At 70.5% G+C, this 15,622-nt stretch carries 14 protein-coding genes; 3 read left to right on the top strand and 11 right to left on the bottom strand.

All coding sequences use genetic code 11. The features are described 5' to 3' along the window. Window positions 1-78: 78 nt before the first annotated feature. Window positions 79-1,689, top strand: coding sequence for an adenylate/guanylate cyclase domain-containing protein (locus tag DYE23_RS25135; protein WP_011892292.1), 1,611 nt, complete (start codon window positions 79-81; stop codon window positions 1,687-1,689). A gap of 5 nt (window positions 1,690-1,694) precedes the next feature. On the opposite strand, the gene topA is transcribed toward DYE23_RS25135, so the two are convergent. From topA to DYE23_RS25150, 3 genes are all read right to left on the bottom strand, one after another. Continuing rightward, window positions 1,695-4,520 (bottom strand): type I DNA topoisomerase, encoded by a 2,826-nt coding sequence (gene topA, locus DYE23_RS25140; protein WP_011892291.1) that lies wholly within the window; start codon window positions 4,518-4,520, stop codon window positions 1,695-1,697. Window positions 4,521-4,658: 138 nt separating this feature from the next. Then, window positions 4,659-5,258, bottom strand: coding sequence for a hypothetical protein (locus DYE23_RS25145; RefSeq protein ID WP_011892290.1), 600 nt, complete (start codon window positions 5,256-5,258; stop codon window positions 4,659-4,661). A gap of 109 nt (window positions 5,259-5,367) precedes the next feature. Then, a complete protein-coding gene (locus DYE23_RS25150; RefSeq protein WP_006243848.1) occupies window positions 5,368-5,571 on the bottom strand; it encodes a cold-shock protein in 204 nt (67 codons plus the stop codon). Between the two features lie 308 nt (window positions 5,572-5,879). On the opposite strand from DYE23_RS25150, the gene DYE23_RS25155 reads away from it, so the two are divergent. Both DYE23_RS25155 and DYE23_RS25160 read left to right on the top strand, forming a co-directional pair. Beyond that, on the top strand, window positions 5,880-8,225 hold the full coding sequence (locus DYE23_RS25155) for a DNA 3'-5' helicase SftH (protein WP_115328461.1): 2,346 nt from the start codon (window positions 5,880-5,882) through the stop codon (window positions 8,223-8,225). A 256-nt stretch (window positions 8,226-8,481) separates the two neighbouring features. Then, window positions 8,482-9,564 (top strand): PAS domain-containing protein, encoded by a 1,083-nt coding sequence (locus tag DYE23_RS25160; RefSeq protein WP_115328462.1) that lies wholly within the window; start codon window positions 8,482-8,484, stop codon window positions 9,562-9,564. Window positions 9,565-9,572: 8 nt separating this feature from the next. On the opposite strand, the gene DYE23_RS25165 is transcribed toward DYE23_RS25160, so the two are convergent. The 8 genes from DYE23_RS25165 to ssd all read right to left on the bottom strand — a co-directional run bounded on the left by DYE23_RS25165 (window position 9,573) and on the right by ssd (window position 15,413). Next, a complete protein-coding gene (locus DYE23_RS25165; RefSeq protein WP_115328463.1) occupies window positions 9,573-10,811 on the bottom strand; it encodes a serine/threonine-protein kinase in 1,239 nt (412 codons plus the stop codon). A 66-nt stretch (window positions 10,812-10,877) separates the two neighbouring features. Continuing rightward, window positions 10,878-11,261, bottom strand: a complete 384-nt coding sequence (locus DYE23_RS25170; RefSeq protein ID WP_435404797.1) for an Rv3654c family TadE-like protein — start codon at window positions 11,259-11,261, stop codon at window positions 10,878-10,880. Further along, entirely contained in the window at window positions 11,224-11,496 is a 273-nt protein-coding gene (locus tag DYE23_RS25175; protein ID WP_041788875.1) for a TadE family type IV pilus minor pilin, read from the bottom strand. The genes DYE23_RS25170 and DYE23_RS25175 overlap by 38 nt, the downstream gene beginning before the upstream one ends. Window positions 11,497-11,549: 53 nt before the next feature. Then, window positions 11,550-11,753 (bottom strand): DUF4244 domain-containing protein, encoded by a 204-nt coding sequence (locus DYE23_RS25180; RefSeq protein ID WP_013472925.1) that lies wholly within the window; start codon window positions 11,751-11,753, stop codon window positions 11,550-11,552. 21 nt (window positions 11,754-11,774) lie between these two features. Next, window positions 11,775-12,371, bottom strand: coding sequence for a type II secretion system F family protein (locus tag DYE23_RS25185; RefSeq protein WP_115328464.1), 597 nt, complete (start codon window positions 12,369-12,371; stop codon window positions 11,775-11,777). Further along, window positions 12,368-13,153 carry a type II secretion system F family protein gene (locus DYE23_RS25190; protein WP_115328465.1) on the bottom strand — a complete coding sequence of 262 codons (786 nt, stop codon included), beginning with the start codon at window positions 13,151-13,153 and terminating at the stop codon, window positions 12,368-12,370. Before DYE23_RS25190 ends, DYE23_RS25185 begins: the two co-directional genes overlap by 4 nt. Then, window positions 13,150-14,319 (bottom strand): TadA family conjugal transfer-associated ATPase, encoded by a 1,170-nt coding sequence (locus DYE23_RS25195; protein ID WP_115328466.1) that lies wholly within the window; start codon window positions 14,317-14,319, stop codon window positions 13,150-13,152. Before DYE23_RS25195 ends, DYE23_RS25190 begins: the two co-directional genes overlap by 4 nt. Continuing rightward, entirely contained in the window at window positions 14,316-15,413 is a 1,098-nt protein-coding gene (ssd, locus tag DYE23_RS25200; protein ID WP_115328467.1) for a septum site-determining protein Ssd, read from the bottom strand. Before ssd ends, DYE23_RS25195 begins: the two co-directional genes overlap by 4 nt. Window positions 15,414-15,622: the final 209 nt, after the last annotated feature.

The following is a 15,622-nucleotide window of genomic DNA, read 5'->3' on the forward strand; positions in this document are numbered from 1 at the left end:
GATAACAGTAGTGCTGCGAACCGACACGTCCGTCCCAGAGGCCACTACTGCGTCAGCGGAGCCCGATACGGTAAGCGAATGGCCGCCGACCCGACCGAGACGGGACGAATCAGTGCATTCGTCCGCTGGGTCGCGCGCACCCCGTGGCCGGTGTTCACGCTCGGCATGCTGCAGGCCGACATCATCGGCGCGCTGCTGGTCCTCGGCTTCCTGCGTTTCGGGCTGCCGCCCGAGGACCGCATCCAGCTTCAGGACCTTCCCGCCTACAACCTGGCCATCTTCCTGGGCTACCTGTTCGTGTCGTTCACCGTCGCGTCCTATCTGACGCTGCGCATGCTCATCCCGGTGATGCGCTGGCAGCGGCGCGACATGCTGCTGGGCGACCGCGACCCCTCCGACACCGAGGTCGCCCGCATGCGGGCCCTGAAGATGCCGTTCTACCGGTCGCTGATCAGCGCGACGAACTGGCTGCTGGGCTCGGTGGTCTTCATCGTCGCGAGCTGGCCGGTGGCCAGCAAGTCCGCACCGGTGGTGGCCGTCGCGACCGGGCTGGGGGCCACCGCGACGGCGATCATCGGCTATCTGCAGTCCGAGCGGGTGCTGCGACCGGTGGCGGTGGCGGCTCTGCGGGGCGGTGTGCCGGAGAATTTCCGGGCCCCCGGCGTGATCCTGCGCCAGGTGCTGACCTGGGTGCTCTCGACCGGCGTGCCGGTGCTCGCGATCGTGCTCGCGCTGGTGGCGAGCAAGTTCGAGGTGCTGACCGCGCCCGCCGACCGGTTGATCACGACGATCCTGCTGCTGGCGATCGTGGCGTTGATCATCGGGTTGTCCAGCACCGTGCTGGTGGCGATGTCGATCGCCGACCCGTTGCGGCAGCTCCGCTGGGCGCTGGGCGAGGTGCAACGCGGCAACTACAACGCCCACATGCAGATCTACGACGCCAGCGAGCTGGGCCTGCTGCAGGCCGGGTTCAACGACATGGTGCGCGATCTTGCCGAACGACAACGCCTGCGCGACCTGTTCGGCCGCTACGTCGGCGAGGACGTCGCACGTCGCGCCCTTGAGCGGGGCACCGAGCTCGGCGGCCAGGAACGCGACGTCGCCGTGCTGTTCGTCGACCTCGTCGGCTCGACACACCTGGCGGCGACCATTCCGGCCTCCGAGGTCGTCAGCCTGCTCAACGAGTTCTTCCGCGTCGTCGTCGACACCGTCAACCGGCACGGAGGCTTCGTCAACAAGTTCCAAGGCGACGCGGCGCTGGCCATCTTCGGCGCGCCGATCGAGCACCCCGACGCGTCGGGCGCCGCGCTGGCCGCATCACGCGAGCTGCACGACGAGCTGATCAATGTGCTCGGTGAGACGGAGTTCGGCATCGGGGTGTCCGCCGGGCGCGCCATCGCCGGCCACATCGGCGCACAGGCCCGTTTCGAGTACACGGTGATCGGCGACCCGGTCAACGAAGCCGCCCGCCTGACCGAGCTCGCCAAACTCGAACCCGGGCACGTGCTGGCGTCCTCGCTCGCGGTCGCCGACGCGCTGGACGCCGAGGCGCTGTGCTGGAACGTCGGCGAGGTCGTCGAGTTGCGCGGACGCACCGCGCCGACGCAGCTGGCCCGCCCGGTGAACCTCATCCGCCCCCCGCGGGTCGAGGAGAAGGTCGCCGACGACGTGCCGAGCACCACCCGCTAGGGCGGTCAGGCCTTCTTGGCCGCTTTCTTCGCCGGCGCCTTCTTGGCGGCCTTCTTCGCTGCGGTCTTCTTCACTGCGGCCTTCTTCGCGGCCTTCTTCTTCACCGGACCGCGCGCACGGCGGTCGGCGAGCAGTTCGGATGCGCGCGCATCGGTGATCGACATGACGTCGTCGCCCTTGCGCAGACTCGCGTTGGTCTCGCCGTCGGTGACGTACGGGCCGAAGCGGCCGTCCTTGATCACCATCGGCTTCTCCGAGACCGGGTCCACGCCGAGTTCACGCAGCGGCGGGGTCGCCGCACCCTGGCGGCCCCGGCGCTTGGGCTCGGCGTAGATCTTGAGGGCCTCCTCGAGCGTGATGTCGAACATCTGCTCTTCGGTCGCCAACGACCGGGAATCGGTGCCGCGCTTCAGATATGGGCCGTAGCGGCCGTTCTGCGCGGTGATCTCCTCACCGTTGGCGGGGTCGACACCGACCACGCGGGGCAGCGAGAGCAGCCGCAGCGCGTCGTCGAGGGTGACGGTCTCCAGGTCCATCGACCGCAGCAGCGAACCGGTACGCGGCTTGGGGCCGGTCGGCTTCTTGCCCTTCTTGGCCGTCGCCCCGGCCTCACCGTCATCGGGCGGCTCGGGCAGGACCTCGGTGACGTACGGCCCGTAACGCCCGTCCTTGGCGACGATCTCGTGTCCCGTCGCCGGGTCGATCCCCAGCGAACGCCCCTCTTGCGGTGTGGCGAACAGCTTCTCTGCCAGCTCCAGGGTCAGCTCGTCGGGCGTCAGCTCGTCCTTGAGGTTGGCGCGCTGCGGCTTCAGCTCACCCGGATTATCAGGGTCCGCAACCATCCGCTCCAGATACGCGCCGTTGCGGCCGACCCGGACGTTGACCGCGCGACCTTCCGAATCGTCGAACAGCTTGATGGAGTTGACTTCTCGGGCGTCGATCTCTTCGAGGTTGCCGCCGACCAGTTTCTTGAGCCCGCCCTCCCGGGCGATCGAGCCCTCGACTCCGTGCTCGCCGCCGAAGTAGAAGTTGTTGAGCCAGTTGGTCCGTCGCTCGTTGCCGGCGGCGATCTCGTCGAGCTCGTCTTCCATCGCGGCGGTGAAGTCGTAATCGACCAACCGGCTGAAATGCTGCTCCAGCAGGCCGATCACGGCGAACGCCACCCACGACGGGACCAGCGCGCTGCCCTTCTTGTGGACATAGCCGCGGTCCTGGATGGTCTTGATGATCGAGCTGTACGTCGACGGCCGGCCGATTCCGAGATCTTCGAGAGCCTTGATCAACGACGCCTCGGTGTAGCGCGCGGGCGGTGAAGTGGTGTGGCCGTCGGCGGTCAGGTCCTTGGCGTCGACACGCTGACCCTGGGTCAGGTTCGGCAGCCGGCTCTCGGCGTCGTCGGCCTCGCCGCCGGCCTGCTCGTCGAGGCTCTCGACGTACGCCTTCAGGAAGCCCGCGAAGGTGATCGTGCGACCGCTGGCGTTGAAGACGACCTGCTCACCGCTGGTGGCAGCTCCGGCGATCCGCAGGCTCAGCGTCGTACCCCGGGCGTCGGCCATCTGGGAGGCGACGGTGCGCTGCCAGATCAGCTCGTAGAGACGGAACTCGTCGGTGTCGAGCTGGCTGTGCAGCTGGCCGGGGGTCTGGAACACGTCACCGGCGGGGCGGATGGCCTCGTGGGCCTCCTGCGCGTTCTTGACCTTGCGGGTGTACTGGCGCGGCGTCGGGTGGACGTACTCCTCGCCGTAGAGCTGGCGGGCCTGGTTGCGTGCGGCGTCGATGGCCGACTGCGACAGCGTCGTCGAGTCGGTACGCATATAGGTGATGTAGCCGTTCTCGTACAGACGCTGCGCGATGCTCATCGTGCGCTCCGAGGACATCCGCAGCTTGCGGCCGGCTTCCTGCTGCAGCGTCGAGGTCATGAACGGCGCGTACGGGCGGCGGGTGTAGGGCTTCTGCTCGACCGAGGAGACCGACAGCTGGGCGCCGCGCAGACCACCGGCCAGCGCGTTCGCGGCGGCTTCGTCGAGGACGAGCACCTCACCGGGCTTCTTGACCGCGCCGAGGGAGTCGAAATCGCGGCCTGCGGCCACGCGGCGGCCGTCGACGGTGTTGAGCTTCGCGACGAACGTGGGCGGTGTGGCCTGCGCGTCGGACACGCTGGCGTCGAGTTCGGCGGTGACGTCCCAGTAGCCGGCGCTGCGGAATGCCATCCGCTCGCGTTCGCGCTGGACGATGATGCGCGTCGCCACCGACTGCACGCGGCCGGCCGACAGCTTCGGCGCGACCTTCTTCCACAACACGGGGCTGACCTCGTAGCCGTAGAGACGGTCCAGGATGCGACGGGTCTCCTGGGCGTCGACCAGGTCGTTGTCGAGGTCGCGGGGGTCCTCGGCGGCCGCACGGATCGCGGGCTCGGTGATCTCGTGGAACACCATCCGCTTGACCGGGATGCGCGGTTTCAGCGTCTCCAGCAGATGCCAGGCGATCGCCTCGCCCTCGCGGTCACCGTCGGTGGCCAGATAGAGCTCGTCGACGTTCTTGAGCTTGTCCTTCAGATCGGCGACGGTGGCCTTTTTATCTGGGCTGATGATGTAGAGCGGCTCGAAGTCGGCGTCGACGTTGACGCCGAGGCGCGCCCACGGTTCCGACTTGTACTTGGCCGGGACGTCGGCGGCCGCGCGCGGCAGGTCGCGGATGTGCCCGCGGGAGGACTCGACGACGTAGTTCGACCCCAGATAACCTGCGATTTTGCGCGCTTTGGTCGGCGACTCGACTATGACGAGTCGCCGCACGGACCCGTTCTTGCCGCTGCCGCGGTCCCCGTCAGCCACGTGACCTGTTCACTGATCCAGCTCCACCATTCTCCCGGCTGCCTGCGGTGTGCATTTACCCACACGACCCGCCGGGCAACTCACAATTTCGCACCCCGGGCTTGCCGACGCAAACCGTCCCCCTCGTCGCAGATCGTCTCAAACCGGCTCGATCCGCGGCCACTGAGCCAACGCCTCGACCGCCGCCGGGGGTTCCCCCACGTTCTCTACCAGGCGCGACAGGCGTCGACGGCCGCTGATCCGCAACGCCGGCCGGGACCCGCGGGTGCCGATCAGAGTCGGCGCGATCCCGACCCGCATCATCGCCGAAGCAAGCGCCGGATGCGTGTCGGGGGCATGCGGATCGAGTCCCAGCAGATACCGGTCGGCCTCGGGCGTACCCGCCGCGAGCGTCCAGGCGCGCAACTCGCGCGGACCGGGCAGCCACTGCGGCGGGACGGTCTTGACGGCCCCGCGGGTCCAGTCCACGGCGATGGCGACCAGCCGGACGTCCGCGGCGGTGCGCACCAGCGGGTGGCCCTCGTCGGTGCGGGTGATCTCGGGCTCCAGCCCGACGTCGGCGATCATCTCGGCCAGCGCGTCGGCGCGCCACCGCGCCTCGACCACCACCGACAGCCGTGCGGCCTGTCCCTCGGCGCCGCCCCGGAGCACCACCTGCCCGGGCCCGGCCAGAATGCCCGTCAGATCGGCGATCGCCGGGGGCACCGACTCCGCAGAAAAGAAGGACAACTGGCTCACACCGTCGACATTAAGCCAGCCCGCTCCGTTCGTGGACGCACGAAACAGAACACCCCCGCGTGTCCGGGTGGACGGCGCGGGGGTGTCGTAGAGGTCTTGGGTGTCGTGCTCAGACGGCGCGGACGCCGGTGGCCTGCGGGCCCTTGGGGCTCTGGCCGACCTCGAACTCGACCTTCTGGTTCTCTTCCAGGGTGCGGAAGCCGGAACCCTGGATCTCCGTGTAGTGGACGAATACGTCAGCGGAGCCGTCCTCGGGGGCGATGAAGCCGAAGCCCTTCTCCGCGTTGAACCACTTCACAGTTCCCTGTGGCATCTTTCGTACTTTCCTTCTCTTGGATTCACCGGGTGCGGTTCACCGTCTTTTCGGCAGACCGGGCCCGTTCCGACCGCCATACCTTCGTGGAGTGCTCGGAACTCGACCCGACCTACAACCCTCGCAGGAACCGCGATCGCAACGTCGTTCCTGCGGGTGCGAATACACGAACACAGAAGCTGCGACCGCGATCAGTCAACCACGTTCATGGCTGCCGCGACAGTCTCGCGGGGTTCCCGTAGTGAACAATTCACATAGACAAGGTCCGGGGCCGCACTACCGACGGCCCTCGACCGGGAGGGTCCGACGTGACAGAACCGGTGCCGGAGTTCGGCCGCGAGCTGCTCGCCTGCGCGGTCGAGGGCACCGCCGCCGACGAGCACCCCCTGCGCCACGTCGCAGATCTCCCGCCGCGACGCGCCACCTCGCACCCCTGGCCACCGTGGGCGGACCCAGATGTGGTGCAGGCGTTCCATGATCAGGGAATCCGGTCGCTGTGGTCCCACCAGCTGGCCGCGGCCGATCTCGCGCACGACGGTCGCCATGTGGTGTTGAGCACCGGCACCGCGTCGGGCAAGTCGCTGGCCTACCAACTGCCCATAGCGACGGAGCTGAAGCGCAATCCGCGCTCGCGGGTCCTCTACCTGTCACCGACGAAAGCACTGGGACACGACCAATTGCGTGCCGCCGCAGCGCTCACCGCGTCGGTACCCGGTCTCGACGATGTCGCGCCGACGCCGTACGACGGCGACAGCCCTTCCGAAGTACGCCGGTTCGCGCGCGAGCGATCCCGGTGGATCTTCTCCAACCCCGACATGATCCACCTGTCGCTGCTGCGCAACCATGCCCGCTGGGCGGTCTTCCTGCGCAACCTCCGGTATGTCGTGGTCGACGAATGTCATTACTACCGAGGTATTTTCGGGTCCAATGTGGCGATGGTCCTGCGGCGTCTGCTGCGCCTGTGCGCCCGCTACGCCCCGGCCGGCGACGTGTCCGGACCGACCGTCGTCTTCGCCAGCGCCACCACCGCACAACCCGCGGTCACCGCGTCGGAGCTCATCGGCCAGACCGTGGCCGAGGTGACCGAGGACGGCTCCCCGCAGGGCGCCCGCACGATCGCGCTGTGGGAGCCGGCGCTGATCCCGGATCTCCTCGGCGAGAACGGGGCTCCGGTGCGGCGATCGGCGGGCGCCGAGGCCGCCAGGGTGATGGCCGACCTGATCGCCGAGGGCGCGCGCACGCTGACGTTCGTGCGGTCCCGCCGTGGAGCGGAGCTGGCCGCGTTGGGCGCCAGAACCCGATTGGCCGACACCGCACCCGATCTGGCCGATCAGGTGGCGTCCTACCGGGCGGGCTACCTGGCCGAGGACCGGCGCCGGCTCGAGCGCGCACTCGCCGACGGCGAACTGCGCGGGATGGCCACCACCAACGCGCTCGAGCTCGGCGTGGACATCGCCGGTCTGGATGCCGTTGTGCTCGCCGGGTTTCCGGGCACCGTCGCCTCGTTCTGGCAGCAGGCCGGACGAGCCGGCCGCCGCGGTCAGGGCGCCCTCGTCGTCCTGATCGCCCGCGACGACCCGCTCGACACCTACCTGGTGCACCACCCCGCCGCGCTGCTCGACAAGCCGATCGAGCGCGTCGTGATCGACCCGGCCAACCCCTACGTGCTGGGCCCGCAACTACTCTGCGCGGCAACGGAATTGCCGTTGACCGAAGCCGAGGTCCGGATGTGGGACGCCGAATCGGTGGCCGCCGGACTCGTCGACGACGGTCTGCTGCGACGCCGCCCCAGCGGATTCTTCCCCGCGCCCGGCCTCGATCCACACCCCGCCGTCGACATCCGGGGATCGACCGGCGGTCAGATCGCGATCCTCGAGGACGGCACCGGCAGGATGCTCGGCAGCACGGGCGCCGGTCAGGCACCGGCGTCGGTGCACCCCGGCGCCGTCTATCTGCATCAGGGTGAGAGTTATGTCGTCGACTCACTCGATTGCGAGGACGGCATCGCGTTCGTGCACGCCGAGGATCCGGGTTATACAACGTTCGCTCGCGAGGTCACCGACATCAGCGTCACCGGGGCCGGAGAACGTTCCGGGCACGGCCCCGTCACCGTCGGGTTGGTCCCGGTGTCGGTCACCAACACCGTCACCGGATACCTGCGCCGCCGCCTCGACGGAGAGGTCATCGACTTCGTCGAACTCGACATGCCGACCCGCACCCTGAACACGATGGCAGCGATGTGCACGATCACCCCGGAAGCCCTGCAGGACGTCGGTATCGATCCCCTGCGGATACCGGGGGCGCTGCACGCGGCCGAGCACGCCGCAATCGGGTTGCTGCCGCTGATGGCCAGTTGCGATCGCGGAGACATCGGTGGCGTGTCCACGGCGGTCGGCCCGGTCGACGGACTGCCCACGATCTTCGTCTACGACGGCTATCCCGGCGGCGCCGGGTTCGCCGCCCGCGGATTCCGCACCCTGGCCCGGTGGTGGGAAGCCACGGCGTCGGCGATCGAGGCGTGCGAATGCCCGTCCGGATGCCCGTCGTGTGTGCAGTCGCCCAAGTGCGGCAACGGCAACGATCCACTCGACAAGGACGGGGCGATACGGGTGTTGCGTCTGGTCATCGGCGCACTCGAACACCGGCATCGCTGACCGGCCGCCGGCGAGGATCGACCCCTCAACGACCGTCACCGGCGCGCCGGAACCGCTGGATCGCCACGTGACGACGACTTCCGAAGGACTCCGAAAGCAGCTGGTTCCGGTCAAAAAGTACCCACTGAGCGCGTCGTATGCAATGGTTCGCACATTTTCCCCGACGCCGTTGCGCCGCCGCGGTGCGAGGATCGTCACTGATTTCGTACCTCGCTTCTCACCCGTGGGCCCGCGCACCCCTCGGTAGGATCGCTCCATGACCCACGACTGGATGCTCGTGGAAACGCTCGGCACCGAGCCCGTCGTCGTCGCACACGGCGACCACACCAAAGATCTGATCCCCATCGGCACGTTCCTGCGGCGCAACCCGCATCTGATGGCCATCCAGACCGCAATCGCCGAAACCGTGCGCGCCGCGACCGGACTGACCAGCATCACCCCGAAGAACGACCGGGTCATCCGCACCGAGGTCGTCCAGATGTCCGACGGCCGGATCCACGGGGTCCAGCTGTGGCTCGGTGCGCCCGACGAGACGGCGCCCGAGCGGCCGTTGGTGGGACCGCTGCTGTGGGACCTGGAGGCGGGCACCGCGACCGACACCACCGAATCGCTGCAGGTGGGCGGCTGGGATCCGGCCAGACAGGCCAGGCGGGGACGCGCGTTCGCCGACGACCTGCCGCGGCGCGACCTCAACCCGAACGAAACCGAGGTGATCAGCATGGTGATCCGCCCCGAACCGGGCACCACCATCTGCAACACCTGGGACGTCACCGATTACCGCGGCGAGGCGATCACCGTCGGGTTCGTGGCGCGGTCACTGCCCGAGGTCGGAGACGACGGTCGGGAACGGCTGATCTGCCGGGCCATGAACTGGCGCAGCGTCCGCGAGGGCGCCGGCATCCAGCACGACGTGCTCGCGCAGCGGATCCTCGACGGGCTGGCGGTGCCAGGTGTGCACCGGGCACTCGTGGACCCGAAGCACTGGACCCTGCTGAAGTGGCTGGACGACCCGGTGCCGTTCTTCAATTGGCGCGCAGGCGGGTTGCGCTCGGATGTGGTGCATCCGCAGGACATGCCCGAACTGGACGCGATGGCGACCGAGTTCGCCGACGGAGCGACCGCGCGGGTGCTGCGCCTGGCCGGCAACCAGGGCGGTTGGGTGCCGGTGCACGTCACCATCAATCGGGTGCCGCTGGGCAAGGGCATCGACGCGGGACTGGCGACGCTGCGCCTGCCCACCCCGGCCGAGCTTGCCGACGCGCGTCTCGACGAGCCCGCGCCCGCTGTTCGCAACTCCCGGAAACTGTTCTCCCACAAGGGGACCGAAACCCGGGCCTGACCGGATTCTCAGTCGGGCTTGTTCCCGTTGCCCCGGCCGTTGTTGCCCTTCTCGCCCTTCTTGTCGGGACCCTTCTTCGACCCGTTGTCCGGCGGCGGCGCCTGAGTCACGGGCACGATCGGCGGCGGGAGTGGCGCCGCGCTGGTCGGCGGCGGGACGCTCGTGGGCGGTGGTGGTGCGGTCGTGCTCGTGCCGACGGTCTGCATCGGCGGCGGTGAGGAGAACGGATCGAGCGCCAACGCCAGCGCTGCGACGGTGAAGGCGAGGACCGCGGCGACGGCCATCAGATACATGCGGGCACGGGTGGGCGGCGGCGGGACTGCGGTCGGGTAGCCGACCGCAGCCGAGGTGAAGCCGGCCGACGGTGGCAGAGGCTGGGCCAGCACCCGGGTCCCCGCCCGCGGGGGTGGGGCGGGAGGCGGGGCGCTGTTCAGCGCGAGGGGATCGCCGGCCAGTGCGGCACGCATCTGCGGGGCACTGCCGAAGCGCAGCCTCGGGTCCCGGCTCATCGCGCGGTCGATGACGGCGACCAGCGCGGGATCGGCGGTGACGCTCAGCGCGCGCAGCGGCGGCGGGGGCACGTCGATGATGGCCCGGGCCAGAGCCGCCGGGTTGTCCTGCGGAAAGGCGCGGCGTCCCAGCAACGCCTCGTAACCCATGACCCCGACGGCGTAGAGATCGTCGGCGACCGAGGCGGGCGCACCCATCACCCGCTCGGGGCTCAGGTAGCAGAGGGTGCCGACGATCTGGCCGGTCGCGGTGTGGGCGGCGCCGGCGCTCTTCGCGATGCCGAAGTCCGCGACCTTCACCGAATCGCCGGCAGTGGTGAGCAGGATGTTGGCGGGCTTGATATCGCGGTGCAGAACCCCCGCCGCATGCGCGACGGACAGGGCCGCCAACACCTCGTCGAGCACGCGCCGGACCTGCGGGGCCGGCATCGGCCCCTGCTCGATGACGTCGGCGAGAGTGCGGCCCGGCAGTCGCTCCATGACGATGAACGGCGCGCTGTCGTGCTCGCCGAAGTCGTGGATCGCGACGATGTTCGGATGGGACAGTCGCGCGGCCGATCGGGCCTCGTCCTCGAAGCGCCGCCGGACGCTGTCATCGCTGCTCTGTGAGGGATACAGCAGTTTGACCGCGACGCTGCGGTCCAGACGCGTGTCCCAGCCGTCGCGGACCTCGGCCATTCCGCCACGACCGAGAAGACCTCTCAGTTGGTAGCGGCCGGCGAGCATCTCGGCGGTCATGGCGCTTGCGTATCCCTCCTTGCGCGGGCGTAAACCCGTGGAGCCGGGTCGCTCCGCCCCACGACGCTAGCCGCTTCGGTCGGCAGGGCCGGCACGGGCCGACGCGCTCGCCGATCCGACCAGCGGGCCGCCCAGCGACACACCGGCGTCGGCACGGACCACGACGTCGAGTCCGTCAACGGCGCATTCGCCGAGTGTCGAGCGCATCGCCCGCACGATCTGGTCGGCGATCCGGCACGCGGCGTCGTGTCCGTCGGCCAACCGTCCGGCGGCGCCCAGCGCGGCGAGGTCGGCGGCCGCCTGCGCGCGGTGACGGGCGGCCACCGCCGAGCCGAGGACCGCCCCGCCGCAGGTGACCGCGAGCAGGGCCACGCACATCACCGCGGCGAGCACGGTCGCCGAGCCGCGGTCGTCAGCCGCCCGGTTCCAGCGCCGAGACACCTTCGGCACTGATCGAGACGGCGGGCAGCAGCGCCGACCTGGCCGTGACCCGCGCGATCGCGAACGCCCCGTCGCGTCGTATCTCGACCGCCGCACCCGACGGGGCGATCTGCTGGGCCACCCGTGCCGCGGCCGCGCTGTCCCCGCGCGCCGCCAACCGCGCCGCCTCCCGCGCGGCGTCGATGCAGCGGACCTGCATCGACACCGCGGTGAGCCCCGCCAGGCAGACAGCAAGAACGGCCACGAGTGCCACCGTTGCGAAAGCCGCTTCCGCGGTGGCGATTCCGGATTCCTCACTCAGACGTTGGTGCTCAGTGCCCGGTTGATGATGTTGGTCAGTGCGCTGACGATCGAATCGCCGGTGACGACCGTGTAGAGGATCGCACCGAACGCCGCGGCCGCAATCGTCCCGATGGCGTATTCCACCGTGGACATGCCGTCGTCGGCGACCGCCAGCAGAACCAGCCTGACCCGTAGCTCCTGTAACCGTTGTCTGATCATCCATTTCTCCTTTGCATTCCGTCACAGCACTCCCGACTGCAGGACGTCTCCGGCCAGCCCGGCGACGACGGGAACGATCCCCAGGCACAGAAACGCCGGGAGGTAACACAATCCGAGTGGCCCGGCCATCAACACCGCCGCACGCTCCGCCCGGGCGCCCGCCGCGTCGACGGCGTCAGCGCGCAGCTGCACCGCGAGTTCCTCGACTCCGTGGGCGAGGGCGCTGCCCGAGCTTGCGGATCGTCGCGCCATCCGCAGGAAGCTCTCCAGGTGGCCGCCGATCGGATTCTGGGCCGAGTTGCGCTCCCCCGCATCGGGATTCGCCCATGCGCGGGCAGGGTCCGCCCCGAGTGCCAGCAGGTCGGCGGCCCGGCTCAGCAGCGCCGCCATCGCCGGCGGCGCGGACGCCGCGACCGCTCCGGCCGCGGTCGAGACCGCCATCCCCGAGGTCAGGCAGGCGGCGAGGAGGTCGAGACTGGCCGCCACCGTCAGTGCGTCGCCGTCGACCGGCCGAGCGACGGCATCACCCACCGGCACCAGACCACGGCGCACCCGTGCCGCCGAGGTCGCCGGCAGCGCGACCAACGCCGAGGCGAGAAACACTGCAGCCCAGGTCATGTCAACACCTGCGCGGTGATCCGGTCCGACCACAGGAGGCCGGCGCAGACGAAGACGGTGCCCACGAGCAACAACCACCCGCCCGCTCCGCCGGACAGCAGGAAAGCCAGCGGCTCGGCCCCGATGGCATGGCCGAGCAGGACTCCCAGCACCGGCAGCCCCGCCAGGATCACCGCCGTCGCGCGCGCACCCGCCATCCCGGACTCCACGCGGCCGCGGAAGCGTTCCCGCTCGGTGATGTCGCGTTGGGCCGCCCGCATCAGCGCCGCGATCGCGAGGCCGTGCGTCTGCGCCAGCTGCCAACACACGGCGAGCCGGTCCCAGTGTCCCGGCGAGGGTGACCTCCGCCCCTCGGCGCGCAGACCGGCGGGGACGTCGGCCCCGAGCAGGGCTCGCGCCGCGACAGCGTTGAGCGACTCGGCGATGCGGCCGCGGGCCTCATGACCGGCGACGGTGATCGCCGCGACCGGATGCGCACCGACACGCAGCTCGCCGACGAGGACGTCGAGAGCGTCCTGCAGCGCGGTGGCCTCGGCGGTGCGGCGGCGGTGCGCTCGGGTCACCCGCCGGCGGGCGCCCAGTGTCGCGAGCAACAGGCCCAGCGCCGCCGCCGTCGTCGGCGTGTGCACGGCAGCGACCGTCAGGCACGCGATCGCAGCCGGCAGCTGTCCGGGCAGCCGCCGTCGCGGTGTCGACGTCCTGCGCAGCACCGGTGCCCGCAGGCGAGCATCCGTCGGCGCGGTCAGCACCGCCACCGCGAGGGCCAGCGCCGCGAGGGTCATGACCCGTCCCTGGCGCGAAGCAGGGCGTGTAGCTCCCCGGCGCCCGGGCCGAAGCCGTCGTCCCGGTGCCAGCACCGCACGACGTCGACGCTGCCGCCCTCGGCCCGGTGCAGCAGCCCGATCTCGGCGAGATGTCGCCGACCCGCGCGGTCGCGAGCGACGTGCAACACCACCTGGATCGCGGCGGCGAGCTGGCTGTGCAGCGCCGCACGGTCGAGCCCGCCGAGCGCGGCGAGAGCCTCGAAGCGGGCGGGCACCTCCGCCGGGCTGTTCGCGTGCACGGTGCCCGCGCCGCCGTCGTGTCCGGTGTTCAGCGCCGAGAGCAGGTCGACCACCTCGGGTCCCCGGACCTCGCCGATCACGATGCGGTCGGGACGCATCCGCAGCGCCTGCCGGACCAGGTCGCGCACCGTGACTTCCCCGGCCCCTTCGACGTTGGCGCCGCGCGCGACGAGTTTCACCAGATGCGGATGATCCGGCGCGAGCTCGGCGGCGTCTTCGACGCAGACGATGCGCTCGGTGTGCGGCACCGCGGCCAGCAGCGCCGCCAACAGGGTCGTCTTGCCCGCGCCCGTTCCTCCGGAGACGACGAACGCGAGCCTCGCGGCGAGGATGTCGCGCAGCAGTCCGGCGGCCTCGAGGGTGAGGGTTCCCGCGGCGGTCAGCGCGTCGAGGTTCTGGTTGGCCGGCCTCAGCACCCGTAGCGACAGGCAGGTGCCCGCCGCCGCGACCGGGGGCAGTATCGCGTGCAACCGCACGGTGAGCTGCCCGCCCGGGCCCGGCGCGAGCAGATGCCCGTCCACCCACGGCTGGGCCTCGTCGAGGCGCCGGCCCGCGGTCAGCGCCAGCCGTTGGGCGAGCCGGCGCACCGCGGCCTCGTCAGCGAATCGCACCGAGGTGCGCCGCAAACCGCGTCCGTCGTCGATCCACACCGCATCCGGAGCCGTCACGAGCACGTCGGTGGTGCCGGGGGCCGACAGCAGCGGATCGAGCGCGCCGGCACCGGTGAGCTCGGTCTGCAACTCGCGCAGACTCCTCAGCACCTCGGCATCGCCGAGCACGCCACCGGACTCCGCACGGATCGCGGCAGCGACGACGCTCGGCCGAAGCGGGGCCGTCTCCCGGGCGAGTCGTTCCCGGACCCGATCGACCAGCGGAGCGCTCATGCGGCCGTCTCCGCCGTCCGGTCCAGATGTGGATTCAGCCCGAGGACCGACAGCACCTCGCGCGCCGCGCGCGCCAGCGGCGAACGGGACCGGACGCGCAAACCGCCGCGTTCGAGAGCGGACTCGATGCCGGGCTGTGGCCGCATCGCCGTCAGAACGGGCAGGCCGACGATCCGCGCCACATCAGCGGGCCGCAGGCCTCCGGGAGCGGGACCGCGCACGACGACGCCGGTGTTCGGGTTGGCGGCGGTGACCCACTGCGCGGTGGCCGCCGAGGCGGCACACGACCGCAGATCTGCTGGGGTGACCAACACCACGAGATCCGCCGCCGCCACCGCGGTTTCGGCGGCGGCGCCCGGTCGGCGTGCCACGTCGCACACCACGGTGACCCCGCCTCGGCTCCCCGCGTCGATCACCGCCCCCAGCGGGGCGGGGTCGATGTCGTTGCTGGATCTGTCACCAGACAACACACGGCTGCCCGACAGGACGGCCACCCCGTGACGTCTCGGGAGTGCATCGCGCAGCGCCGCATAGCCGACCCTGCCGCCGGCCAGCGACAGGTCCGGCCACCTCAGCCCCGGTTCGGTCTCACTGCCCAACACCAGGTCGAGGCCACCGCCCCACGGATCCCCGTCGATCAGAAGGGATTCCGTCGCCGACTGCGCGACGGCGGTCGCGAACACCGACGCGCCGCCGCCGCCGCGACCCGCCAGGACAGCCACGATCGGACCTCGTCGCCGGGGATCGCGAGCCGCTTCGGCGGCATCGGAGAGGGCCGCCATAAGGTCGCGGTCCTCGGCAGGCAACGTCACGATCTGTTGCGCACCAACCGCCACGGCCACCTCCCAGTCGTCCGCACCGGGCGCTTCGGCGCTGATCAGCAGCACTCGGGAACGTCGGGGCAGGCCGCGCGCGGCACACCGGCGGGCCGCCGCGCCGTCGACGAGCACCGCGGCGGCGCCGGTCCACACCCGCCGGCTGGACGGGTCGTCGGTGCGCACCATCCGCAGCCCCGCGGCGGCCGCGACGCGTTCTACATGACTGTTGAGCGTGGGGTCTTCGACCAGCGCCAGCACGCCCTCGGCAGTGTCCATGGGCCAAGCCTGGGGCGGGGCGGCTCAGCTCCGAAAGACCGAAAAGCCGCATCTGTGGATCAACGCGGATCTGTGGACAGCCGGCGATATGCCTACTGAAAACACCGTTCCGCTACCGACTAAGAGGTCGTCAACTATCCGCGTGACGAAAACACCCCACAAAAGGGACGACCCCCGCCAGGGGGGAGGAGGCGGAGGTCGTCGTGTAT

The organism is Mycolicibacterium gilvum (assembly GCF_900454025.1).
GTDB classification, from domain to species: domain Bacteria; phylum Actinomycetota; class Actinomycetes; order Mycobacteriales; family Mycobacteriaceae; genus Mycobacterium; species Mycobacterium gilvum.